The 25,554-nt window shown below is 32.3% G+C and carries 22 protein-coding genes; 18 read left to right on the plus strand and 4 right to left on the minus strand.

Features of this window, described 5'->3' with window-relative positions; translation table 11 throughout:
* Positions 1–17: 17 nt before the first annotated feature.
* The 18 genes from M3183_RS08940 (at position 18) to M3183_RS09025 (ending at position 18,586) form a co-directional block, all read left to right on the plus strand.
* Positions 18–1,088 (plus strand): EpsG family protein, encoded by a 1,071-nt coding sequence (locus M3183_RS08940; RefSeq protein ID WP_251468642.1) that lies wholly within the window; start codon positions 18–20, stop codon positions 1,086–1,088.
* A 22-nt stretch (positions 1,089–1,110) separates the two neighbouring features.
* Positions 1,111–2,253 (plus strand): glycosyltransferase family 1 protein, encoded by a 1,143-nt coding sequence (locus tag M3183_RS08945; RefSeq protein ID WP_251468644.1) that lies wholly within the window; start codon positions 1,111–1,113, stop codon positions 2,251–2,253.
* A gap of 17 nt (positions 2,254–2,270) precedes the next feature.
* A complete protein-coding gene (locus M3183_RS08950; RefSeq protein ID WP_251468646.1) occupies positions 2,271–3,470 on the plus strand; it encodes a glycosyltransferase in 1,200 nt (399 codons plus the stop codon).
* An 18-nt stretch (positions 3,471–3,488) separates the two neighbouring features.
* Positions 3,489–4,559, plus strand: a complete 1,071-nt coding sequence (gene galE / locus M3183_RS08955) for a UDP-glucose 4-epimerase GalE (RefSeq protein ID WP_251468648.1) — start codon at positions 3,489–3,491, stop codon at positions 4,557–4,559.
* Between the two features lie 24 nt (positions 4,560–4,583).
* Positions 4,584–4,730: a hypothetical protein gene (locus M3183_RS08960; RefSeq protein WP_251468650.1), complete on the plus strand. Its 147-nt coding sequence runs from the start codon at positions 4,584–4,586 to the stop codon at positions 4,728–4,730.
* Positions 4,731–4,759: 29 nt separating this feature from the next.
* Positions 4,760–5,374 (plus strand): sugar transferase, encoded by a 615-nt coding sequence (locus tag M3183_RS08965; RefSeq protein ID WP_251468652.1) that lies wholly within the window; start codon positions 4,760–4,762, stop codon positions 5,372–5,374.
* Positions 5,371–6,021, plus strand: a complete 651-nt coding sequence (locus M3183_RS08970; RefSeq protein ID WP_251468654.1) for an acetyltransferase — start codon at positions 5,371–5,373, stop codon at positions 6,019–6,021. Before M3183_RS08965 ends, M3183_RS08970 begins: the two co-directional genes overlap by 4 nt.
* A 40-nt stretch (positions 6,022–6,061) precedes the next feature.
* A complete protein-coding gene (locus M3183_RS08975; protein WP_251468804.1) occupies positions 6,062–7,189 on the plus strand; it encodes a DegT/DnrJ/EryC1/StrS family aminotransferase in 1,128 nt (375 codons plus the stop codon).
* 25 nt (positions 7,190–7,214) lie between these two features.
* On the plus strand, positions 7,215–7,559 hold the full coding sequence (locus M3183_RS08980) for a helix-turn-helix domain-containing protein (protein ID WP_251468656.1): 345 nt from the start codon (positions 7,215–7,217) through the stop codon (positions 7,557–7,559).
* Between the two features lie 42 nt (positions 7,560–7,601).
* Positions 7,602–8,630 (plus strand): glycosyltransferase family 2 protein, encoded by a 1,029-nt coding sequence (locus M3183_RS08985; protein WP_251468659.1) that lies wholly within the window; start codon positions 7,602–7,604, stop codon positions 8,628–8,630.
* A 77-nt stretch (positions 8,631–8,707) separates the two neighbouring features.
* Positions 8,708–9,847, plus strand: a complete 1,140-nt coding sequence (locus M3183_RS08990; protein WP_251468661.1) for a CDP-glycerol glycerophosphotransferase family protein — start codon at positions 8,708–8,710, stop codon at positions 9,845–9,847.
* Between the two features lie 13 nt (positions 9,848–9,860).
* A complete protein-coding gene (locus M3183_RS08995) occupies positions 9,861–10,277 on the plus strand; it encodes an FAD synthase family protein (RefSeq protein ID WP_251468663.1) in 417 nt (138 codons plus the stop codon).
* Positions 10,278–10,302: 25 nt separating this feature from the next.
* Positions 10,303–11,493, plus strand: coding sequence for a glycosyltransferase (locus M3183_RS09000; RefSeq protein WP_251468665.1), 1,191 nt, complete (start codon positions 10,303–10,305; stop codon positions 11,491–11,493).
* A 62-nt stretch (positions 11,494–11,555) separates the two neighbouring features.
* Positions 11,556–12,659: a polysaccharide pyruvyl transferase family protein gene (locus M3183_RS09005; protein WP_251468667.1), complete on the plus strand. Its 1,104-nt coding sequence runs from the start codon at positions 11,556–11,558 to the stop codon at positions 12,657–12,659.
* Positions 12,660–12,694: 35 nt separating this feature from the next.
* A complete protein-coding gene (locus tag M3183_RS09010; RefSeq protein WP_251468669.1) occupies positions 12,695–13,882 on the plus strand; it encodes a glycosyltransferase in 1,188 nt (395 codons plus the stop codon).
* Between the two features lie 64 nt (positions 13,883–13,946).
* Positions 13,947–15,002 (plus strand): glycosyltransferase family 2 protein, encoded by a 1,056-nt coding sequence (locus tag M3183_RS09015; protein ID WP_251468671.1) that lies wholly within the window; start codon positions 13,947–13,949, stop codon positions 15,000–15,002.
* Positions 14,980–16,521, plus strand: a complete 1,542-nt coding sequence (locus M3183_RS09020) for a lipopolysaccharide biosynthesis protein (protein WP_251468672.1) — start codon at positions 14,980–14,982, stop codon at positions 16,519–16,521. Before M3183_RS09015 ends, M3183_RS09020 begins: the two co-directional genes overlap by 23 nt.
* A 988-nt stretch (positions 16,522–17,509) precedes the next feature.
* Entirely contained in the window at positions 17,510–18,586 is a 1,077-nt protein-coding gene (locus M3183_RS09025; protein ID WP_251468674.1) for an acyltransferase family protein, read from the plus strand.
* Between the two features lie 337 nt (positions 18,587–18,923).
* Here the strand turns inward: M3183_RS09025 and M3183_RS09030 are convergent, their stop codons facing one another.
* The 4 genes from M3183_RS09030 to M3183_RS09045 form a co-directional block, all read right to left on the minus strand.
* Positions 18,924–20,690 (minus strand): ABC transporter ATP-binding protein, encoded by a 1,767-nt coding sequence (locus M3183_RS09030; protein WP_251468676.1) that lies wholly within the window; start codon positions 20,688–20,690, stop codon positions 18,924–18,926.
* 498 nt (positions 20,691–21,188) lie between these two features.
* Complete coding sequence (locus M3183_RS09035; protein WP_251468678.1) at positions 21,189–21,386, minus strand: paeninodin family lasso peptide; 198 nt, start codon at positions 21,384–21,386, stop codon at positions 21,189–21,191.
* A gap of 1,503 nt (positions 21,387–22,889) precedes the next feature.
* On the minus strand, positions 22,890–24,341 hold the full coding sequence (locus M3183_RS09040; protein WP_251468680.1) for a 4-hydroxyphenylacetate 3-hydroxylase family protein: 1,452 nt from the start codon (positions 24,339–24,341) through the stop codon (positions 22,890–22,892).
* Between the two features lie 147 nt (positions 24,342–24,488).
* Positions 24,489–25,250 (minus strand): SDR family NAD(P)-dependent oxidoreductase, encoded by a 762-nt coding sequence (locus tag M3183_RS09045; RefSeq protein WP_251468682.1) that lies wholly within the window; start codon positions 25,248–25,250, stop codon positions 24,489–24,491.
* Between the last annotated feature and the right edge of the window lie 304 nt (positions 25,251–25,554).

The raw sequence follows: 25,554 nt of genomic DNA on the forward strand, positions 1-25,554 counted from the left end.
TTGAAAGGAAATAAAAAATGACCATTCTATGGATGAATCTAGCTATTGTTTTTATTTTTTCATTTTTTGCAAGATATTTTGCAACCCCTAACTCCATGATCTCATTACCGATTTATCGACCTAATTTGCTTCTTAGCATTGGGGCATTACTTTCTTTAGCATTAGTTTCTGGATTACGGTCAAATATTGGTGATACATATTTTTATAAACATGCTTTTGAGGTAAATAATTTTGACTGGGACCAAATGAGTGATCAGAAAAATGTTGGATTTTGGTTATTCCAAAAGGTATTAAAAAATGTATCTGATGATCCTCAAATTTTAATCTTAACAGCGTCTATAATAACGAATGTACTTATTATAATAGTTTTTCTAAAATACTCCAGATTTTTTGAACTAAGTACCTATGTTTATATAACCGGTGGTTTATATTTAGTATCGATGAATGGATTAAGACAGGTCATGACAGCAGCAATTATTTTTACTACAACCAAATTTTTAATAAATGGAAATTGGTTTAAATATACTATAGTAGTTTTAATAGCTTCGACGATTCATGAAAGTGCATTGGTACTGATTCCAATTTATATTATTGCTCGATATAAAGCGTGGTCAAAAGCAACCTTTATTCTTCTGGGGTTCTCAGTTCTTATTGTTATTGGGTTCGATAAATTTTCTGCCGTTTTATTTTCAACCATTCAGGATACTCAATATGGTCATTACCAAAGCTTTGAAGAAGGTGGGGCAAGTAGTCTCCGTGTTGCTGTATATGGAGCGCCATTATTTATTGCTTATCTAGGAAGAGAAAAGTTAAGGGAGATTTTCCCTGAAAGTGATTACATTGTAAATATGGCTCTAATTGGGTTGGTTTTTATGATAATATCCACCCAAAATTGGATATTTGCAAGATTTACTATTTACTTTAACTTATATCAACTAATCTTACTTTCTTGGGTTGTAAAGTTATTCCGTGAGAAAGAACAAAGATTTGTCTATTTTGGAATTATAATTTGCTATTTTCTTTACTATTACTTTGAAAGTGTAATAAGTTTAAATATTTTATACAAGAGCAATTATTTGACTCTTTAAGGTGATGGAAGTGATATAAAAAATGAAACAGCAAAAAATAAAAAGAGTATTACATATTGTTAGTGCTATGAATCGAGGTGGAGCAGAAACTCTGATAATGAATGTTTATAGAAATATAGACAAATCTAAGATACAATTTGATTTTGTAGTTCATCATCCCGACCAAGGAGATTATGATGAAGAAATAATAAAGCTAGGTGGGAAAATATTTAAAATCCAAAGTCTTGGGAAGTTAGGTCCAATAAAGTATATTAAAGAATTAGTTAAAATTTTAAAATTGCATCCATATATTGCCGTTCATTCTCATACCGATTATCAAAGTGGATTTCCGGCATTTGCTGCAAAGCTAGCCGGGGTTCAAAATCGGATATGCCATTCCCACAGTACTAATTGGCAAAAGGGTACAAAGATCAAGGATAAAATTATTCTAAAAATACTGCAGGCAATAATAAAAATTTCAGCAACAAGATATTGCAGTTGCAGCGAGGAAGCTGCAAAATTTTTGTTTGGCAAACATGTTATAGAAAATAGAAAATACATTATTTTAAACAACGGGATTAATGTCATTGAATTTATAAAAGTAAATAAAGAAAGTAAAAAAAAGTTACTACAATCGCTTAATCTTTCTGAAAATAAGATTATTATCGGTCATGTTGGAACCTTTTCAGAATCAAAAAATCAATTCTTTATTATTAAGGTTTTAAAAAAGTTATTGGAAAAGGATTCCCGTTTTGTAGCATTATTTGTTGGAGAAGGGCCGTTAAAGTTCAAAATTATGTCCGAAGCAGAAAATCTCGGAATTAAAGATAATATTCGCTTTTTAGGTGTCCGAGAAGACATTCCAGAATTAATGAATGCTTTTGATATCTTTTTATTTCCATCTAAATTTGAAGGATTTGGGATTGTCACAATTGAGGCCCAAAGCGCTGGAACACCATGTGTTCTTTCGCAAGCCGTCCCCAAAAGTGTTGATATGGGGTTAGGATTGGTTTCCTTCGTTGACCTTAATAGAAATTTGGAAGTCTGGTGTGATGCCGTCCTGAAAAATTTAAATATTGGAAGGCCAGATAAGAATAAAATAGTTCAACAAGTAAAAAGTAAGGGATTTGCCATTCAGGAAAATATTCAAGAATGGCTTAAATTATATGGATTAAGTGCAGTTTAAATGGAGATGGATAGAAAGTGGAAAAAAAGAGTATTTTGATTACCTCCTTTGATCTCGCCATTGGCGGTGTAGAAAGAAGTCTTATTGGCCTATTAAGCCATATAGACTATAACAAATACGATGTTGATTTAATGCTTTTTAAGCATGAAGGAGAGTTCTTTCCTTTTCTTCCATCAGGGCCAAATTTAATACCAGAAATGCCGCAGTATGCAACGTTTCGGATGCCAATAGGACAAATTGCCAAAAAAGGTCTTATTCCAGTTGCCGTTTCGCGGACAATGGCAAAGTACTTTGGTTCATTTTATGGGGATTTTAGAGGAGTAGATGAGCCTGGCTATCTCGAAATTCAATATGGATGGGAATTTACTACTCCTCTTCTGCCAAAATTAAATAAAGAATATGATGTGGCCATAGGTTTCCTGTGGCCACATCACTTTATTACGCAAAAAGTAAAAGCCAAAAAGAAAATCGGCTGGATTCACACGGATTATTCTAATATTTACCTGAACCAAAAATTAGAAGCAAAGATGTGGCGTAAGCTGGACTCAATTGTTGCCGTTTCAGAGGAGTGTGCGAATACATTTTTAAAAATATTTCCTGAGTTTAAACAAAAGACATGTGTAATCGAAAACATTCTCTCTCCGGCATTAATCTCGAAACAATCTATGGATAGCCGTTTGGATGACATGAAAACAACAAATGGAAGAACAACCATACTAACGATAGGACGGCTTTCACATGCAAAAGGTTTAGATAATGCAGTTAAAGCCTGCCGTGAATTAGTTGATGAAGGTTTTGATGTAGGATGGTATGTTGTTGGATACGGGCCACTTGAAAATGAATTAAAGGATTTGATTAATGAGCTGAACTTGAATGATCGATTTTTCCTGCTGGGGAAAAAGACCAACCCGTATCCATACTTAAAAGCTTGTGATATTTATGTCCAGCCATCCCGGTATGAAGGGAAGGCTGTTACCATCCGCGAGGCTCAAATATTAGGGAAACCGGTAGTCATTACTAATTTTCCAACTGCTAAAAGCCAAGCAATTCATGGTATTGATGCGATTATTACTGATCAAGGGGTATCCGGAATTGCAGCGGGTATTAAGACATTACTAACAGACCGGAATCTAAAAGAGAGATTAATATCCAATGTTCTTTCTTCTGATTATGGAAACGAGCAGGAAATTGAAAAATTATATAGTTTAATTGGATAGGAAGAAGGTGAAAAAAATATGGCAATACTAGTTACAGGCGGGGCCGGTTATATCGGCAGCCACACATGTGTGGAAATATTAAATGATGGCTATGAAATTGTTGTGGTCGATAACCTAATCAATAGTAAGCCAGAATCCATAAACCGCATAGGGAAAATTACAAAGAAAGAATTTAAAACCTATTATATTGATTTATTGGATGAGGAAAAACTAAACCAGGTATTTGAAGAAAATCAGATTGATGCCGTGATTCATTTTGCCGGTTTAAAGGCAGTTGGGGAATCTGTTCACATTCCACTTAGATACTATCATAATAACATTACTGGGACACTTATCCTTTGTGAAATAATGAAAAAACATAATGTGAAAAAGCTGGTTTTTAGTTCATCCGCAACTGTTTATGGAATGCCGGAGCAGTTTCCCATTTCCGAAGATTTTCCGTTAAAGGCCCTAAATCCATATGGCCGTACCAAGCTAATGATTGAAGAAATATTAAATGATCTTTATGCATCAGACCATCAATGGAGTATTGCCTTACTAAGATACTTTAACCCGATTGGTGCACATGAAAGCGGGCTTATCGGAGAAGATCCAAATGGCATTCCAAATAATCTCATGCCGTATATTACACAAGTGGCTGTTGGAAAGCTAAAAGAATTAAATGTCTTCGGAAACCAGTATTCAACAGTTGACGGTACAGGAGTGCGTGATTATATCCATGTAGTAGATTTGGCAAAAGGCCATTTAAAAGCACTTGAGAAAATTTCCATTTCCAGCGGTGTTGAGGCATATAATCTTGGTACAGGAAAAGGTTATAGTGTGCTGGAGACCGTTTCAGCTTTTGAAACGGCATCTAATAAACAGATTCCTTATAAGATTGTTGACCCAAGACCGGGAGATGCAGCGATTTGTTATGCAAATCCAACAAAGGCTGAATTTCAGCTTGGATGGACTGCGGAAAAGGGAATTCAAGAAATGTGTGAAGATGCATGGAGATGGCAGGAAAAGAATCCGAATGGTTATGATAGTGAAACTGTTATTGACGACCCTTACTTTTCAAAAAGTGAGGGTATTTTAATGGAAAAATAGTGATTGGTTATTGGAGGAAAGGAATTGACTATATCTGAGAAATTAACACAACAAAAATTCCAAGAAATTTTAGTCAGTACTTATTTAATGGGAAGAGAAAAAGAGAGGTTGACAGTCAATGAAATGATTGAAGAAATAAAACAGCAGATTTTAAAAGAGAAAAATAATTAATTGAGCAAAACCGAAAGGTGCCAAATAAAATGAAACGGGCTTTTGATTTCATTATTTCATTACTATTATTGGTGGGGTTGTCACCAATTATTTTGGTAATCGTATTGTTAATAAAAATAAAACTTGGTTCCCCTATCATCTTTAAACAGTTGCGGCCAGGTTTATATGAGGCTCCATTTTATTTATATAAATTCCGGACAATGACGGATGAAAGGAACTCCAAAGGTCAATTGCTCCCGGATAGTTTAAGGTTAACACCCTTTGGAAAGTTTTTAAGGAAATATAGTTTAGATGAATTCCCGCAGCTCATTAATGTTTTAAAAGGGGATATTAGTTTAGTAGGACCGAGACCATTATTGATGGAGTATATTCCGCTTTATTCATTGGAACAGGCCAAGCGGCATCATGTAAGACCAGGGATTACAGGATGGGCTCAGGTTAACGGCCGGAATGCTATAACTTGGGAAGAAAAATTTAAATTAGATGTTTGGTATGTTCATAACCATTCTTTCATGTTAGATTTGAAAATTTTGTTTATGACTGTCATCAAAGTGATGAAATCGGAAGGGATTAATCAGCCAGGCAATGCAACAGTGGAACAGTTTACCGGTACAAAAACTACTGTAAGGGGTGGCCATGGATGAAAATTGTGGTGATAGGTCATGGCGGTCATAGTAAAGTCGTAAATGATTTGCTATTAGCCCAGGATGGACTCGAGGTTATTGGTTACTTAGATGATAAGTACAAAGAGGTAACGTCTGAAAATATATTTTTTGGCCCCATTATATATGCTAAACAGCTGGTTGAGTATGCCAATGAAATAAAATTCATCGTAGCCATCGGAGATAATAAAATTCGCAAGAAGATTGTCTGTGATTTAAATTTTCCGGAAAGCCTTTATATTACCTTGATTCATAATACGGCTGTTATTAGTCCTAGCAGCAATATTGATATTGGAACCGTTGTAATGCCAAATGCAGTAATCAATGCAAACAGTAAAGTGGGAAAACACTCAATAATTAACACAGGTGCCATTATTGAGCATGATTGTAAGGTTGGCGATTTTACCCATGTATCACCAGGAGCGGCGTTAACAGGAGCTGTGGAAATTGGCGAAGGAGTTTCTGTTGGTGCTGGTGCCGCCGTTATTCCAAATATAAGAATCGGAGAATGGTCCGTGATTGGAGCTGGAGCAACGGTCATTCATTCCATTCCTTCAAATTGCACAGCAGTCGGAATACCTGCAGTCATTAAGAAAGTGAACCAGGAAGGGGGTAAATTACTTGCCTAATAGTGTCAATAAAAGCAGAATTTTTCTCTCGCCGCCGCATATGAGCGGAAATGAGAAAAAATATATAAAGGAAGCGTTTGATACAAACTGGATTGCTCCATTAGGACCAAACGTGGATGCATTTGAAAAGGAAATTGCCCATTATGCAGGAGTCAATGAAGCTGTTGCTGTTAGTTCAGGCACTGCAGCGATTCATTTGGCTCTTTCTTTATTAGGAGTAAAAAAAGGTGATAAGGTATTTTGTTCTAGTTTAACCTTTATTGCGAGCGCCAATCCCATTATTTATCAAGGGGCCGAACCTGTATTTATTGATTCAGAGCCCGAAACATGGAATATGTCGCCGGAGGCATTAGAAAGAGCATTTCAGGATGCTGTGTTTGAAGGGACACTTCCAAAGGCAGTTATTGTAGTTAACTTATATGGCCAAAGTGCCAAGATGGATGAGATTGCTGGAATTTGTGATCAGTATCAGGTCCCCATAATTGAAGATGCGGCAGAATCATTAGGTTCCACTTATAAGGGGAAGGCTAGCGGAACGTTCGGTAAATTTGGCATTTATTCATTTAATGGGAACAAGATCATAACTACCTCCAGCGGTGGAATGCTTGTATCAAATGACACTGAAGCATTAAGAAAGGCTAGGTTCCTTGCTACACAAGCACGCGACCCAGCACCACACTACCAGCATAGTCAAATAGGATTTAACTATCGATTGAGTAATATTTTAGCAGGTGTGGGAAGGGCGCAATTAGAAGTGTTGGATCAAAGGATTGCAGCTAGAAGAACGATCTTTAAGAGATACTTTGACACTCTTGGTCATTTACACGGCTTTACATTTATGCCTGAATTGGTGGGGACTTATTCCAATCGATGGTTATCAACTCTTACCATTAACGAGAAGGCAGCGGGAGTATCTGTAAAAGAGTTATTACATGTCTTAAGTGAGGAGAATATCGAGGCAAGACCTGTTTGGAAGCCGCTTCACCTTCAGCCGGTATTCCAAGGGATAAAATATTACCCGCATAATAATAGTGTCTCTGAACAATTATTTAAAAACGGAATTTGTTTACCATCCGGTTCTAATATGACCGAAGAAGATCAATTTCGAGTAATTAATTGTATAAAGGATACGGTGATGCATAAGAAATCAAATCAAAAAGTAGTTTAATATGTTATAAACGAGGTATGTTTAGATGATAGGAAACAATATACAAGAAATAAGAAAAAGCAGGGGACTGACCTTATCTGAACTGGCGGACAGAGCTAATATTTCAAAATCATATCTAAGTAATATTGAAAGGAACTTGAATCGCAATCCTTCCATTCAGGTGATTAAAAAAATTGCCTCTGTCCTGGATGTTGATCTTAAAGCCATTATTTCTGCAAATGCACGTTATGAAGAAAACCAAATACCTGATAAGGAATTAATTGAATTAGTGAAAGAACTAAAGGAATCGGGAATAGATAAAAAAGAATATAAAACATTGATTGAATTTATTAAATGGCAAAATCAAAATTTAGGGGCAAATAAAAATTAGGAATTTGTCTCACCATTTAAAAATGAAGGTGGTTTGAGACAGTTGAATCAAAAAGTTAGTTTAGTAGTTCCCATATATAAGGTTGAAAAATATATGTCCCGCTGCATTGAAAGTATATTGACCCAGACATATAAAAATTTAGAAATAATTTTGGTTAATGATGGATCTCCTGACAGCTGTGGAGTCATTGCTGATGACTATGCTAAAAAGGATAATAGAATTATAGTAGTACACAAGGAAAACGGCGGGCTGTCTGATGCCAGAAATGTTGGAATGAAATATGTAACCGGTGAATTTACTCTTTTTGTGGATAGTGATGACTGGTTAGATCAAACAATGGTTGAGAAACTCGTTAATGCGATTACTACATACCAAGCAGATATTGTACAATCAGCCTTTTATTATGCTTATGAAAAATATTTAATGTTTGACACAAGGGTATATAAAAGAGGAGAAACTCCGGAAACTTTAGATAATAAGGAAATAATGAAACAACTGGTTATTAATGAGAAGGTGAAAAATTTTGCCTGGGGGAAATTATACAAAACATCTTTGATTCAAAACATTCCATTTAAAAATGGAGTTTTATTTGAAGATGTTTTTTGGGCTCATCAAGTCATGCAAAAGGTAAAAAGATTTGTTATTCTACATGATCCATTATATTTCTATGCTCAACGGGAAGATAGTATTGTTGCCACCTATAGTGTAAGAAACTTGGATATTTTAAAAGGGTTGAAAGAAAGACACAGCTTTATTGAAAAGAATTATGGGGAATTAACAAATGAGTCATTAAAGCTGCTGTTAAAAACTAACTTAATTCATTACAATCTTTTATTGAGAAATAGAAAAATAGATTCAAAAGGTTTATATAGAAAGGAAATACGACAATATATTTATAATCATTATGAAAATTTTATAAAGGCTGTTAATGAGGATCAGGCATTAAAAAGGCAATTAATATTATTTAGACTTCACCCATATTTAAATGTTTTATATCTAGTATTTGAGAAATTATTAAGGAAATCTAGATTATTATCCCAACCTTCCGGGTTGGAGCAGATTGAGCTTTAAAAAATTGTATATTCAATGAGACGTGGCACCCCTGCAAAAAGGGTTGCTTTTTTTATTCTTAACGGGGGCGCATTCAATTGATAAAAAAATTATTGGCTTGGGCTATCATCTATTTATTTAACTGTTTTCCCATAAAGAAAAATAAAATATTTTTCTTTAGTTATTATGGAAGCCAATATGGTGATAGTCCTAAGTATATAACAGAGTATATTTTGAAAAATTATCCTGAGGACCGTTTTGATGTGGTATGGGCCTTTAATAATATTGAAGAGAAAGCCCATTTAACGGATTTTCGAAAAGTGAAAATAATGACACTCAGGTATTTTTATGAGCTATGTACATCTAAGGTGATTATTACAAATTTTAGAACTACTGATTTATTTGTAAAAAGAAAAGGTCAATATTATATTCAAACATGGCATAGCTCTTTACGATTAAAGCAAATTGAAAAGGATTCAGAAAAATCATTGTCTCCACAATATATACAAATGGCAAAAAAGGACTCATTAAAATGTGACCTTTTACTATCCGGCTGTGAATATAGTACAAAAATTTTTAAAAGATCTTTTTGGTATGATGGGGAAATACTTGAGTGTGGTACTCCGGCAAACGATATATTATTTAAAGATGAGTTGAATATTAAAGATAATATTTTTAAACGGTTAAGTATTCCAAAGGATTATAAAATAGTGTTATATGCTCCAACTTTTCGGAAAAGTAGTGATATATCGGTATATAATTTAGAATTTCAAGAGCTTTTAACGTCCTTATCAACTAGATTTGGAGGAAAGTGGATGTTGTTATTAAGACTTCATCCACACTTAACAAATCTATCTAACGAATTTAAGAATACAAAAAATTTTTTAAATGTAACACTATATGATGATGTACAAGAATTAATGTATATCTCAGATGTACTTATCACTGATTATTCTTCTGTTATGTTTAGTTTCTTATTAACTAAAAAGCCTTGTTTTCTATATATGCCTGATTTGCCAGACTATTTAAAGAACGATAGAAAGCTCTATTTTGATATTGAAGAACTACCTTATTCTTACGCAAGAACCAATCAGGAGTTATTAGAAAATATTAATGGGTTTAACGATAAAAAATATGAAAGAGATATTTTAAATATGCTGACTAAAATTAATTCTTATGACGATGGAAATGCAAGTGCTCGATTATTAAATAAGATTGAAAATGAATTGAAGATATAAGGGGGAAGTTTTAATGAAGAAATATCAAGTTGGATATACTACAGGTGTTTTCGATTTATTTCATGTAGGACATTTAAATATTTTACAAAAATCCAAAGAACTCTGTAATTACTTAATTGTAGGGGTTAGTACCGATGAATTAGTTCGAAGTTATAAAAATAAAACGCCAGTAATTACATTAGAAAACAGAATGAAAATTGTAGAGTCAATAAAATATGTTGATAAAGTAGTAGTTCAAGGAACCATGAATAAACTTGATGCATGGGAGCAACTAAAATTTGAGGTAATGTTCCACGGTGATGATTGGAAAAATACTACTATGTGGAAAGAATACGAAGAGAAATTCAAAAAGGTTGGTGTCGATCTTGTATATTTTCCTTATACAAGAGAAACCTCATCGACAATTTTAAAAAGTAAAATATTAATTTAGCAAGCATTGAATGGAGAAGTCAAATATGAAAAAGAATTTATTGTTTGTAATAGATTCGTTGGATTGTGCAGGAGCGGAAAAGAGTTTAGTTACATTATTGTCGTTGCTAGACTACTCTAAATTCTCAGTCGATCTAATGTTATTTGGACACGGCGGTGTATTGGAAGAACTTGTTCCAAAAGAAGTAAATATATTAAAACCATTAAAGTATACGGATTATGCCTCTTTACCATTAGCTTATGCATTTAAAAACTCTATCACACATTTTAACCTTAAAATGTTATCTTCCCGAATGAAATATTCTGTAAGAATAAGGAAGAGAGAATGCAGCAATGCCCAAAAGGCTAGAATCTTTTGGCAAAGCGTTTCAAACGTTATTGAAGAAAATCCTAAAAAATATGATATTGCAATAAGTTACGCACAAGGAGTTCCAACTTTTTATGTAGCTGACAAAGTAAAGGCAAAGAAAAAATTCGCCTGGGTGAATGTTAGTTATAGATTAGATGAGTATGAAAAGGGATTTCAAAAACAATTCTATAATCAATACAATAAAATTGTAGCAGTATCCGATTCTGCAAAAGAAATATTTGTAGAAACATTTCCATATTACTATGACAAAGTTGAAATCATTTATGATATTAATAATCCGGAGTTTATTTCAAGAATGTCAGAACTTGGAGAAGGATATAATGATAATTTTGATGGAATTCGCATATTAACCATTGGAAGACTTGCCCATCAAAAAGGCTATGATATTGCGATTGATGCATGTAAAAAGCTGAAGGATAAAGGTGTAAACTTTAAATGGTATGCACTTGGTAAAGGGCCATTGAGAGAAGAAATTGAAAAAAGTATTATCGATAATAATTTATCTGAGCATTTTATATTATTAGGTGTCAAGGCAAATCCATATCCTTATATAAAAAATGCTGATGTATATGTTCAAACGTCTAGGTTTGAAGGATTCGGACTTGCAATTGCAGAGGCAAGGATGCTGAATATTCCAGTTGTAACTACGAGATTTGATGCAGTTTACAATCAGATGGTTGAAAGGAAAAATGGACTGGTTGTTGATATGGATGCGGAAGCAGTTTACAAAGGTTTAATTGAAATACTTAAAAATAAAGGATTAAGGAGAAACATTGTAAAATATTTACAAGAGGAAAGGAAAGGAAATGTTGAGGAAATAGAAAAATTTTATAAATTAATTGGATAAAATAAAGCTTGGATATTAAAAAATCAATGGACTAATAAATTTTTATTTAAGGGGAAAGTAATTTGGAAGGAAAAAGGATTTTAGTTAACGCCTACTTCGCTAAAAATTTGGGAGATGATTTATTTCTAAAAGTCTTGTTCGATAGATATCCAGATGTCAAATGGGACTTATTGACTACCGATAAAACCTATTTGAAAATCTTCAATAGGAATAAGAATGTTAATATAATTAGAACCCTTAAACTAAATTTAGGAGTTAGAAATATTAACTTATTTTATAAAATTAATGAAAAACTCCTGAATTTTAGAAAATACGATGCCTTCGTTACAATAGGTGGATCAATTTTTATGGAAAGTAAGGATTGGGAAGAAGGATTATGTTCTAGAGGATATTTACCGAATAAGTTTAAAAATAATAAAAAGAAAAATTTTATTATTGGAGCTAACTTTGGACCATATAAAAATGAGTTATTTGTAGAAAAACATAAGGAGTTTTTTTTGAAATTTGATGATATTTGCTTCAGGGATAAGAATTCTTATAATCTATTTAATGATTTAAAAAATGTAAGGTTTGCTCCCGATGCAGTGTTTAACTTAAAAGTGGATACCAAAACAGCATCCGAAAAATGTATTGGCTTTTCGATTATTAATTTGGAGAAAAGGTCAGAGTTTAAAAAAAATTATATTATGTATAATAAAAAAATTATTCAATTAGTTGAGAGGTATTTAGAACTTGGATATAAAATTAAATTTTTCTCCTTTTGTGAAAAAGAAGGAGATATTGATGCTATTAAAAATATTATTAAAGATATAAATTTAGAACTTTTAGATCGATTGGAAATAATTAACTATGAAGGTGAAATAGATTCATTTTTAAATAAGTATAAATCTTGCGAACTAATAATAGGCACAAGATTTCATTCAATCATATTAGCGTTATTGTTAAATCAGGGAGTATATCCAATTATTTATAGTAATAAAACTTATAATGTTCTTAAAGACTTGGGTATGGAAAATAATTGTTGTTTCATTAAAGACATGGAAGAATTAGATATTAATGAACTTATATCAACAATTAATACTAATCAATTAAAAGATAGATCAATTATTTCACAAGCTGCATTACAATTTGAAGAATTAGATTCATATATTAAGGGAAAGAAGTAAGTATAACTTGAAATAATTGAAAGAGAGATAATAAAATGAAGAAAAAATTATTATTTATGCTTATAAATATGAATATAGGTGGTACTGAAAAGGCCTTACTTAACATGCTTTCTGAGATTCCAAGAGAAAAATATGATATAACAATATTTATGTTGGAAAAATACGGTGGATTTTATGATTATATACCTAATGATGTAAACATTGAAGTATTTCAAGGATACGAAAATATTAAGGGTATTATAAATAACCCACCAAAAATAACAATAATGAAATATTTTAAGAAAGGAAAACCTCTTAAGGCAATTATATTATTTTTTTTATTTTTACTATCAAATATTTTTAGGGATCGGAGATTTCTTTTTAAATATATTTTAAAAGATATTTATAGGAAGGAAATCAAATATGACATGGCAATAGCTTATGCAGGCCCAATGGACTTCATAAGCTATTTTATTTTAAACAAAATTAGAGCTAGGAATAAGGTTCAGTGGATTCATTTTGATGTTACTAAAATTGGTTTCAATAAAAAATTCGCTTCCAAGGTTTATAAGAAGTTCGATAAAGTTTTTGTTGTTTCAGACGAGGCGAAATCTAAGTTAATTAAACTTGTGCCCTCAGTCAAAGAAAAAACCTATATATTTAAAAATATTGTTTCTTTAGATAATATTAGGCATCTTTCACTTGAAGCTAATGGATTTCCTGATGAGTATGATGGTATAAGAATCTTAACGGTTGGAAGGCTTGCGCCGGAGAAAGGTCAAGATATTGCTATTAGGGTATTGGCGAAATTAATAAAGGAAGGATATAAAATAAGATGGTATTGCTTAGGTGATGGAAGTTCGAAAAAAGAATTAATGGAGTTGGTAAAAAAACACAATCTAAAGGAATCATTTATTTTTTTAGGCTCAACCCCGAATCCGTATCCTTATATAAAGCAGTGTAATATTTATGTACAGCCATCAAGATATGAAGGTTATTGTATAACTTTGCTAGAGGCAAAAACTTTAAATAAACCAATTATAACTACTGATGTAAATGGTGCAAAAGAACAGATAATCAATGGGAAAACTGGGTTAATAGTAAAAATAGATGAAAATGAAATCTATAATGCAATTGTGAAATTAATAAATAATAAAAATATGTGTGATAAATTTACTAAAAATTTATCTATCGATGAAACCAATCAATTAATTCAGGTGGATAAACTATTAGGTATTATGTAATTAAACTTATTTATGAAATTAATGGTAGATAAGACGTTCACTTTATTAGAAAGGATAGTAAGAAATGCTGAAACTTAGTATAGTTGTACCTATTTATAATGTAGAACAATACTTACCTAATTGTATAGAATCAATACTTTCACAAACCTATAAGGATTTTGAAGTTATATTGGTTAACGATGGTTCTCCTGATAATTGTGGAGAGATTTGTGAAAACTATGCAAAGAAAGATAATAGGATTAAGGTAATTCATAAGGTGAATGAGGGGGTTTCATCAGCAAGAAATTGTGGAATTAACCTTTCAAAAGGGGAATATATTGGATTTATTGATCCCGATGATACCGTTGAGCCTGAAATGTACGATGTATTACTGCAAACTGCAAAAAAAAATAATGCGGATATCGTAGTATGTCCCATTAAAACTAAAAATTTTATTAACAACACCGTATCTATATCACCAGTTTGGAAGGACGTAGGCTGCGTATTGGATCAAGAAATAATCCGAGATTATATAATACCATCAGTGCTAGTGGAAAGAACATATAGTTTAATATCATGTGTTAATAAAGTCTATAAGAAATCTTTATTTATTGATAATCAAATACGATTTGAAAATCGTAAAAGCCATAGTGAGGATGCAATATTAAATTGGACATTGCTTAACAAAATAAATAAGTTAATTTTTATTGATAAGCCTTTATACAATTATCAAATAAATAAAAGAGACTCTCTAACCCAGATTTTTAGAGAAAACTTTTACGAATATATTTTGGATAATAAAAATTTTAAGTTAGAAATTTGCAAAATATATAATTTAGAAAAGTATTCCAGTACGATAAAAAATCATTACGTAGGAGTGACTTTATCGTTTATGCAAAATGTAGTAATAAGAGAATTAAAGGAAAAAAAGAAAATTAATATACTTAAAACGATTTTTTATGATAAAGAGTTTAATAAAGATATTTTACATTATAAATGTCCATCTTTTTATTATAAATTATTAAAAAGAATTTGTATCCATAAAAATGTCAGATTGTTTTATCAAATTGTGAAGTTTAAAAACATGTTCCAATATAATATTAATAGGGTAAGAAAAAATGAGAACAAAAAATTCAATTAAAAATATTTTAGTGATTATAATTTCCCAGGTGGTTATTGCAATATTGGGCTTTGTCTCCAGAAAAGTTTTTTTAGATAATTTAGGTGCAGAATATTTAGGGGTTAATGGATTGTTAACAAATGTTCTTGCAATGCTCTCCTTGGTTGAAAGTGGAATTGGCACAAGTATTGTATTTTCCCTTTATAAACCACTAGCAGTTAACGATAAATCAAAAATTATTGCCCTAGTACAACTATATAAAAAAGCATATTTTTGTGTTGCAATTATTGTTCTTTTACTTAGTTTTTCCTTTTTCCCATTTCTAGATATTTTTATTAAAGGTAGTGATACGATACCTTATTTATCGCTTGCTTACTTTATTTTTGTAGGTAAAAATATAATTTCCTATTTAAATGCACATAAGGTATCTTTAATAAATGCTGATCAAAAAGGATATGTAATATCTAGTATAAATTTATCCTTTCAGGTTATAACAACAATTGCAAAAATTATTATATTAATCATAACAAAAAGTTTTATTTTATATCTATTATCAGAGATATCTATTTATTTACTACAAGCATTATTCATAGGACATGTTGTTGAGAAAAGATACTCCTATATAAAATCTAAAGAAAAACTATCTATTGATGAAACGGAAAAAAGAGGTATTATTACAAAAATAAAGGCACTATTTCTGCATAATATTGGCGGTTATGCATTAAATGGAACTGATAATATACTGATATCATCATTTGTTGGTATTATTTCGGTTGGAATTTATTCTAATTATGCAATGATTATAGGTCAATTAAGCCAACTTTTATCACCTGTTTTCAATGGAATTGGAGCAAGTGTTGGAAATCTGATTGCTACTGAAAGTAATGAAAAAAAATACTTCATTTTTAAAGTAGCTTTTCTAATTAATTTCTGGATATATTCAATTGGTGCTATCATATTGTATGTTTTATTAAATCCTTTTATTATTTGGTGGATCGGTGAGAAATATTTATTAGATTCTTTAACTGTATTAATAATAATTTTTAATTTTTATATCTCAGGATTAAGATCAGCAATTTTTACATTTAAAACAAAGGGTGGAATATTTGTTGAAGATAAATATATGCCTTTAATTGGAGCCGCTATAAATTTAGGATCATCAATTATGTTGGCTAAACTTATGGGTATTTCAGGCATTTTCTTAGGTACAACTATTAGTATTATCTGTATTTTTTGGAAGGCACCTCGTTTAGTTTATAATAAAATTTTTAATAAACCAATTTACTTGTATTTAAAGACTTATTTAATTTATTTATTCTTGACAATAATGGCTGGCTTCGTTAGTGTTTGTACCTGTAATTTAGTTACTTTAGAAGTAAGTTTTTTTTCTTTGATTGTGAAAGGAGTTATTTGCTTATTAATTCCAAACATAATATATATTTTAATATTTTTTAGGACTGAGGAATTTAAGTATTTAAATAATTCATTTGGAAAATTCACTTTAAAAAAGTTTAATCTTATTAATTCAAAAGGTGTTTAAAAATACTGGGGAATTTTAAAACAGGATAATATAATATAAATAACAATGGGAGTAGCCATAATATTTAATTATGCTTCTCCTTTATTCATTTCCCAATAAAAAGTTGATTTGGAACCCCATAGCGCTCATATACGTCATACAATATTAAGAGTAGGAGATTCGAATCAAATGGAAATTCTTCTAGGAAGAGATCTTTTACTAATATTGAGGAGAGTCTTATATTGAACGATTTCAAGAATTGGATTCAATAAGAGGATTGGCTACAATGATGGTTGTTCTTAGTCAATTTATTTGGACTTTTCCTTCATTAGCAATGGCCTTTAATATAAGATTAGAAATACTATAATACATTTTTTTGGAACGGTCATGCGGCCGTCATATTATTTTTTATAGGTTAATTTAATACTAGTGCTTTTATTATGGTATCTGGTCGCTTGTCCATGAAATGAGGATTTCTTTGGTGCATCCATTTGTGTATTATTTTATCTTAAAAGTCAGTTGGAGTACAAGTGTATTAATCTTTATCCTATTAGTGGTATTTAGCTTATCTAATGTCAAACATCTCGATAAAAATTAATGGCCCAATAAGACTAACTACTTTAACCTCTACATTATCTAGGAATGTTTATTGTTGGAGCATTGCTTGCAAAAAGCATAAACAATCTATTTTTAAAATGGATATCATCTTCTAAGTTTAAATATGTTATTGGTTTTGGTGGCTTTATTTGTTTCTTTATTCAGGGATTCCTTATAAGTTGGCTTCATTTAGGTTTAAGTTTAAAAAGAGTATTTGCTTTAATTATAAAAAATTCCTTAACAAAAGGGGGATATGTTAAAGAATAAAAAAACAAAACCCTTTATCATATATATAAAGTATTCCATATATGTTAATTATTGGATAATTTTGTGAAGGTCATGTACATATTCTCTTCAATATAAACCTTAAAAATTCCCACTTATTAGTTAGTGGGGAAGGAGGAGATGAAAATTGGAATTCACCAAACAGGATATGAAAATAACAAAAGGAATAGCCATATTATTTATGCTGCTCCTTCATCTTTTTTGTCGGAAAGATATAAATGGGTTATATGAAACTTTCCCAATGATCAATGGAGTTCCTTTAGTTTATTATATCGGCTTATTCGGTGATGCTTGTGTGCCCATGTTCTGTTTTGCAAGTGGTTATGGTTTGTTTGTTAGTCTTCAAAATGGGAAAGGTTCGGTTATCAAGAAAAATTTAAACAGGATTTTAAAATTACTCGTTAACTATTGGATAATATTAATATTATTTGTATTCATAGGTGCTCTAGCAGGAAAATCTAATATACTACCCGGTAGTCCTATAAAATTTTTTCTTAATCTTTTTGTACTTTCTAACTCATACAATGGTGCATGGTGGTTTGTCCAAACATATATCCTCCTTGTACTCTTGACCCCGTATCTTTTTATGGTTGTAAAAAAATATAATTCCATTATTCTGTTGTTTATATCTGGTTTTATATATTTAGTAACATATATTCAAAGAATTAAGCATGTGATTGATTTTGGGGATCATACAGTACTAATTACATTCGTAAATGCCATCGTTCTAGTTGGAACATCCCAGCTGCCATTTATTGTTGGGGCTATATTTGCGAAGGAAAAAATATACTCCAAAATTTCCAATATGTTTAATAAATTTCCACGTAAAAATTTACTATGCATTATCGGGATTATTTTGCTGATCCTCATCCATTCCCTGTATGAATCGATGATCATTGCACCAATTACAGGGATAGCGTTTATTTGCTTTTTCAATTTGATGAACAAGAGCGGTCCAGTATTAAAGGTTCTAGATTATGTAAGTACACATTCAACTAATATTTGGTTAACCCATATGTTTTTTTATATGATAATTTTCCCCAACGTGACATTTGCACCAAAATATCCAATTCTTATTTATGTCTGGCTTATAATTCTATGCCTAATTTCTTCGTATATTATTAATTTCTTTTATAAACCTATAATAAACATGATAGACACAAAGAACTTATTTCGGAATAACATTAAGAGAGCAATTGGATAAATTTAAAGGTTAAATGATATGGGTTGGTAAGAGGATTATTAATGAATGGTCCTTTTCCTTTAAAAAGGTTTTATCAAAAAATCATAGTATTTATTTAAGTAGCGATGACTGGTGTTTATGGTATTTTGTTGAAGCAAGAATAGAGTTAGAATATTCTTGCTTCATTATAAGTGGTTTTCGCTCAATCTGGAACAGCCGTATGTTTTGGTTTAAAATTTATTTAATTTTATTGGTAATATACTTCTATAGAAGAAGGTAGAACTGTGTTATAAAAAGCAATTAATTAGGACCAAGAATTTAGTATGTCAGCATTTGTCGTAGTCGGGGATTTTTCTTTTTATCCATGTGCAGCCAAAGATAATGTTTTATCTTCTTTGCTTTGGAAGTGTAATTGGTTTAAATTTTGATATAAACCCGGAGTTTGGATTAAGTCATCATGTTTACCTATTTGAACAACTTCACCTTTATCTAGAACGAGAATTATATCAGCATTTTGTACGGTTGATAACCGGTGGGCAATCACAAGAGTGGTTCGCCCCTTCATTAATTTATCTAATGATTCTTTTACATAAAATTCTGTTTCATTATCTAAAGCCGATGTTGCCTCATCAAGTAGCAAAATTGGTGCATTTTTTAAGATAGCTCGGGCGATGGCAATACGTTGTTTTTGTCCCCCAGATAATTTAACTCCCCTTTCTCCTATTTCCGTATCATATCCTTTCGGAAGCCCCATGATAAAATCATAAATACATGCGTCCTTTGAAGCAGCAACCATTTCATCCTCAGTTATATCTGGTCTTGCTATTAATAAATTTTCCTTGATTGTGCCTGCAAATAGAAATGTCTCCTGAGGTACATTAGCGATAGTACTTCTTAGTTCAGATAAAGTAAAGTTATCAATTGAAACGTCGTCAAAGAAAATGGATCCTATTTGTGGTTTGTAGAAACTTTGCATAAGGTTAAACAACGTACTTTTTCCAGCTCCACTTGGACCGACAATAGCAATAATCTTACCAGCGGGAATTGTAAGGTTAAAATTATTGAATACCTTTTTATTTTCATCGTAACTAAAGGTAATTTTTTTGAATTGAATATTTTTCTTAATCGGCTTGGCTATAGTATTAGATGGCAGTTCATCAGAATTAACTGGTACTTCTAGGACATTGACAAGTCTCTCCACAGCCGCTATCGACCGTTGAAAATGCGCCCATTGTCCAGCAAGACCAGTTAATGGATAAACTAAATGATTTACAAGGTTAACAAACGTTAATAATGCACCAACTGTCATAATTCCTTTTGAAACATAATAGGCCCCTAATAGGAGACATACATAAAAGGTAATTGAACTTACTAAGCTGCCTCCACTATTGAACCATCCTTGGAGTTTGGCATTTTGTAATTCTAATTGATATAAAGATTCATTTTTGTAAACGAATTTTTTAAAAAACACTTTTTCAAGTGTAAATGAACGAATGACAGAAATCCCATTGAATGTTTCATTAATATGAGTATTAATACGCCCAATTAAACTGTGAATTGTTCTGCTATTATTACGAAGCAATAGGCCAAATACTACACCTGCAACAACAGCAATTGGCGTAACAAGCAAACTAAGCAGAGATAATGTAACATTAATTTGAATGAGATAAATGAAGACCGAGATAAAAATGACTGGAAGCCGAATTAAATTGATTAGACTATATCCAATTACTCCTTCTAAACTATGAATATCATTTGTAAAATGAGAAATTAATTCCCCAGACCTAAAATCAGAGGTCTTATTAGTAGGAAGACGTAAAATATGACTAAATAAATGATTTTTAAGATCCCTCTTTACACCATTTGTTGCTATCGTTTCGAAGTAAATTTCCACAAAGGAAGAAATAATACTGATTGCAACGAGTAAGAATCCGATTGAGACCAATGATTTTATCTTGTTAAAGTCTGCCCGCACAGCAGCATCGGCAATATCTCCAAAAAATGTTGCAAAGGCGATTGTTAAAATAATATCTATACCTAATAAAAAGATTAATAATAGATAGGCATTCCGATGATTCATAATAAAAGGTCTTAATAAAGTGAAGGTTTTTGAAATGCCCTTCATTGTAAAATACTCTTTAAATATCTGCAACCTGTGTTCTTTATTCATCTTACACCCCGTTATACTTTTGCCGCTGTGATTGCTTGTTTTCCTAATGCTGAGACACTATTTTAATTTTTTAGGTCACCCAAAAATAAGATATGAGTCTCCCTTTTTAGGGCATGAAGTTTCATTTAGGAACTGATTTGTGGTGGTTGTACTTTTTGAAGAGAGTTCTTTAATATATGCTTACGTTTTTATTTATAAGGATTAATCACCCATTGACTACAAACCGAGGGCCATAGTTTACAGCCAATGAGTGGTGGTATAATTTTGATTACACCTTAATGTTACAATTCGTCATCCAGTGAACGGACTTTTTAACTGCAATCGTAAACATTGGAGCATTAAAAAAAAGAGGCGTTTTCCACCATTGGCGTAACTTATTCGAAAAAAAGTAAAAGGCTTTCATTTATTGTAAAGTTTTATGGGTTTATCAATTTGGTTTGAAGATTAACGTTTTTATGAGTCAAAAAATTGGCCATTTTTCCAATGCCCTTTTCCCAAGCCATTCCCAGGACCCATACCAGGACCATCGTCATAGCCATGACCTGGTGCAGTAGTACCATCATGCTTATCATGTCCGTATCCATTGCCATTTGCCATTGTATGTTTAATATCAAGAATTTCTAACTCTGGCTTTTTCCAAACCTTCCTCATGTGTTTTCCTCCCCCCATTGGTATTTCGAATTAAATGGTTAGATGTCATTAAATTCAAAGAGTAATTCTAACTAAAAGTATAACTCAAAGTAGGTTCTTAATAAAGAATATTTTTAGTCTGATTACAGAATATTTTTTGAAATTTAAAGTATAAAATAGTGTGTAATTAATGAAGCAATTTGTACTATGACGTTAATTCAATGGAGTGATAAATTTTAACTATAAATATTCGTTATTAAGAAAAGAGGTGGTTTTTATGAGTAATTAGGCCCATGTTTAATAAAAATGCATTTTCTGTGTTGTCATGCTTTCTTCTTAGATTGGAATCTTAATTTTAAGCTAAATTTTCCCAAAAAGACGTATAAGGTTTTTTATTTATTAATGAAGGAATTATGTTAAATAATCAAAATAGAGTTTTTTAAAAGCATTTGGGGCTAGACATATATAGTGAGATTCAATTACCTTAGTTACCTAAAATGAATATGCAAAAAGAGTTAATAAATATCGAAATTAGTATTAAGATTTAATATCCCAGTGGGCTTAACTAGAAATACGATTGACGATTGAGGATTTTTTTGTAAAAGAAATGTAGTCATGTTTCAAATACCCAATATGCCATTTTCTCTGTACAGAATGGAAAAAGATTATCGTATCACCTCTGGATAATTTTAGTGAGGATGCGGTCAGCCAATATTTATTAGGAACATGTATGGGGGCCATCTTATTTCAAAAGAAAATTCTTCCGGTACATGGAAGTGCTATTGACATTGATGAAAAAGCCTATGGTTTTATAGGAGATTCAGGAGAGGGTAAATCTATTCTTGCTTCGGCATTTAAATAGCGGGTATCAACTGCTTACCGATCATTATAAAAATCATTTAATAAGGACGCTTATAATAGAAATTTAGGAATTGTAATAGAGATAGAAGCGGGAAGGGCAGTGGATACTAACCATTTTCTTATGGATCTATTTCAGGACTGTATGGAGGATGTCTCTTAAATGATAAAAATGGATAGGAGCAGCAGATTACCACCAACAAAACTAGGTTTGCAGGTGGTGTCATTTTAAGTAAAAAACTGCTCCATTTTATTTGAATCAGGATTTTCTAGAAGATATATAGGGTTAGATAATGGGGAATGTTTAAATAAGATTTCGAATTTAGTACCTTATGAATTTTATTATTATGTATCCACTGCAAGAAAAGAATGTGAAGAAGTAGCAGAGCTTAAGGCGAAAGAATTTCGTGGTATTTGTGGAAGGATAATCAGTACATAGAAAGTCGTAAAGAATATCGGGTGAAAATTCCAAGTGACTTAAGCCTTAATCAAAAAGTTAAAAATAAGAAAGCTTCAAAAGGTCAGTTAACTGACCTTTTGGAAATCCCCTTTTCTTTGAAAAGAATACAAAAACGCTTTAAATGGAGACAAATTCGATACCTATGATCCGGGTCCAAAATCTATATCATTATTGATTTTATAAGGTTTCACGGAATGTTCTGCAAATTAATTTGTTTGGCTAGGTTCTTGCTCTTTCACAATTTTCGCAGCGTATTTCATCTTATCCTTCCAATTGATTGAACGTTGAAGGACTACTTTTTGTGCTTGTGGTGAACCAGCACCATGCATACATTCAATTATTGGTGTTGAACCTGTCATATTCTCAACTAAGCGCGCCATTTTGATTCGTTCAATTGCATCCACATTTTCACCTGTACTAAAGTATTTATGCATGTATGGAGCCACTCGCGGATTATCAAATTCTTTTTCAGATGGGATTGTTGCTACAAATCCGCCAGCAATATCTTGAGCCAGTTTGGTGACTTCTGGATAATAGCGGGCTGTATTTAGTTTTGATGAATTCGCAAGCACCGGATCAACAAACGCAGTTCCACACCCATTTTGTGAGCAATTAAATGAACAGGAAAGGGCCCCGCTATACATCGTTTCAACTAAATGAGCCATTTCAGAAAGCTTATCCTTTACGTGGCTTGCTTTGGCAATACCTTGCATTCCAGCAAGTGTGGCAGTGGCACCAATCAGCACATCGAGATTCCCAGCCTTACATGCACCATAATTTTGGCGGTGATAGGAGGCAAAACGATCCACCAGCCTGCCGGTGTATTGGGTCTCCTTATACATAAAAACGCGGTTCCACGGAACAAAAACATCTTCAAAAATAATCAGTGCTTCCCCGCCAACGACACCATACTTAGCATTTCCTTGGTCAATCGTCCCTTCCCATTTACGGCTGTCGTTCACTTGACGGCCAAAGACGTAAATAATTCCTTTTTCGTCTGCAGGAACTGCAAAGGAAATGGCATAATCCTCATCATTTGGTGACATTGCCATACCAGGCATTACTAAAATCTGATGAGAATTAATGGCACCCGTTTGGTGCATCTTGGCTCCGCGTACAATAATTCCGTCTTGCCTTTCCTCCACCACTCTGACATATAAATCAGGGTCATGCTGTTCAGATGGTCTCTTCGAACGGTCTCCTTTTGGATCAGTCATCGCACCGTCCGTCATATAATCATTGTTTTGGGTCTCAATTAAAAACTCTTGAAACCTCTTATGATAGTTAGTTCCTAATTCTCGATCCATTTCCCATGTGGTTGAGTAAACAGTGATTAACCCGTCCATTCCTACACAACGCTGGAAACAGGTCCCTGTAATTTGACCAGCCACACGCAGCATCATTGCTTTTTTAACAAGATCTTCTTGGTTTTGTGGAATATGAGTCCATCTGTTAATCTTTTTACCTGTTAAATGGGATACAGCACTTCCAAGATGTTGATATTCTTCTTCTGTTCCCAGCTTATAGGTTACCGATGCAGCATTAATGTGCGGTCTCATAGCAGGATGGTCCACAACATTATTAACCTTTTCCCCCATAAAATAAACTTCCTTCTTTTGCTTACGAAGACTATCAATATATTGCTCAGGTGTCATCATGGTTTTTTCCTCCCCGAATATAGTAAACTTACGAAAATATTTTTGGTTCAAGGCGTAAACGGTTATATGTTTGTGATTGAAAAACATCTATTTAACTGCTATTACTCATTAAGCGGTTATATGTTAGAATTTAAAAGATTATTCCTATTATTGAGCTAACCATCCTCCATCAACATAGATCGTTTGACCTGTGATAAAACTGCTTGCATCCGAAGCAAGTAATAGTACTGCACCTTCCAGCTCCTCTGGGGTTCCCAGCCGTTTTAGCGGTGTTTTACTAATAATTTTATTTTTTACTTTTTCGTTACTTAATTCCTTTTGGTTCATTTCAGTTTCAATATAGGCGGGGCCTATTGCGTTTACAGTAATTCCGTATCTAGCCCATTCTAACGCAAGGGATCTTGTTAAATTAATAACCGCACCCTTGCTTGCCGTATAGGCACATATTCCTACATCCCCAACAGCTCCTACAACGGAAGCAATATTAATAATTCTCCCATGCCCCTGTGACTTCATCATCTTTGCGGCTGCCTGTGAACAAAAGAATAAGGATTTGACATTCAAATTCATAACCCTATCCCACTCTTCCTCTGTCACCTCTAACGCAAATTTTGTTTCGGAAATACCTGCATTATTCACTAAGATATCAAGCATTCCAAACTCTTCTATCACCATTGAAACCATATTTTGGATTGAATCAATCTTAGTCAAATCTGCAGAAATTCCGATTGCTTTTCTGCCCAAATGTTCTATTTCATTAACTACCTCTGTATTTCTGACTTCATCACGTCCAACGACCGCAACATTTGCTCCATTTTTCGCTAAAGATAGGGCCATTAACCGCCCTAACCCACGGTTGCCTCCTGTGACAATAGCTGTTTTATTCTTTAAATCAAAGATATCTGTCATTTTCATCAACTCCTAGTTTAAATTTCTTTCTTACCTATCTAATTCGCAAAAATCATGCCAAAGTGAAAAGTATTAAATAAATAGAGATAGAGCAGTCCTAATAGGAGTAACAGCCTCGAAAAAGTAAGGAGTTGAAAATAAAAAATCTTTTCCAGGATCATCTTTGGGATAGTATTTATTATTATTTATTAGAATTCTATTACTATATTCCATTTAATATGATGAATATCGTATTACACGTTTGGCTCTAATTCCGCTTCTATGGAGATGTACTTAAACAATGGTAGGGGTGAATTATGATGAA

The sequence above is a fragment of the Neobacillus mesonae genome, assembly GCF_023715155.1.
GTDB classification, from domain to species: Bacteria; Bacillota; Bacilli; order Bacillales; family Cytobacillaceae; genus Neobacillus; species Neobacillus mesonae_A.

Coding starts and splice junctions, on each gene's coding strand:
- M3183_RS08970 (WP_251468654.1), top strand. CDS start 5,371: ATGAAAATTGTGGTGATAGGTCATGGCGGTCATAGTAAAGTCGTAAAT.
- M3183_RS09045 (WP_251468682.1), bottom strand. CDS start 25,250: ATGACAGATATCTTTGATTTAAAGAATAAAACAGCTATTGTCACAGGA.
- M3183_RS08945 (WP_251468644.1), top strand. CDS start 1,111: ATGAAACAGCAAAAAATAAAAAGAGTATTACATATTGTTAGTGCTATG.
- M3183_RS08965 (WP_251468652.1), top strand. CDS start 4,760: ATGAAACGGGCTTTTGATTTCATTATTTCATTACTATTATTGGTGGGG.
- M3183_RS09000 (WP_251468665.1), top strand. CDS start 10,303: ATGAAAAAGAATTTATTGTTTGTAATAGATTCGTTGGATTGTGCAGGA.
- M3183_RS09035 (WP_251468678.1), bottom strand. CDS start 21,386: ATGAGGAAGGTTTGGAAAAAGCCAGAGTTAGAAATTCTTGATATTAAA.
- M3183_RS09015 (WP_251468671.1), top strand. CDS start 13,947: ATGCTGAAACTTAGTATAGTTGTACCTATTTATAATGTAGAACAATAC.
- M3183_RS09040 (WP_251468680.1), bottom strand. CDS start 24,341: ATGATGACACCTGAGCAATATATTGATAGTCTTCGTAAGCAAAAGAAG.
- galE (WP_251468648.1), top strand. CDS start 3,489: ATGGCAATACTAGTTACAGGCGGGGCCGGTTATATCGGCAGCCACACA.
- M3183_RS08980 (WP_251468656.1), top strand. CDS start 7,215: ATGATAGGAAACAATATACAAGAAATAAGAAAAAGCAGGGGACTGACC.
- M3183_RS08995 (WP_251468663.1), top strand. CDS start 9,861: ATGAAGAAATATCAAGTTGGATATACTACAGGTGTTTTCGATTTATTT.
- M3183_RS09020 (WP_251468672.1), top strand. CDS start 14,980: ATGAGAACAAAAAATTCAATTAAAAATATTTTAGTGATTATAATTTCC.
- M3183_RS08940 (WP_251468642.1), top strand. CDS start 18: ATGACCATTCTATGGATGAATCTAGCTATTGTTTTTATTTTTTCATTT.
- M3183_RS09010 (WP_251468669.1), top strand. CDS start 12,695: ATGAAGAAAAAATTATTATTTATGCTTATAAATATGAATATAGGTGGT.
- M3183_RS08975 (WP_251468804.1), top strand. CDS start 6,062: ATGAGCGGAAATGAGAAAAAATATATAAAGGAAGCGTTTGATACAAAC.
- M3183_RS09030 (WP_251468676.1), bottom strand. CDS start 20,690: ATGAAGGGCATTTCAAAAACCTTCACTTTATTAAGACCTTTTATTATG.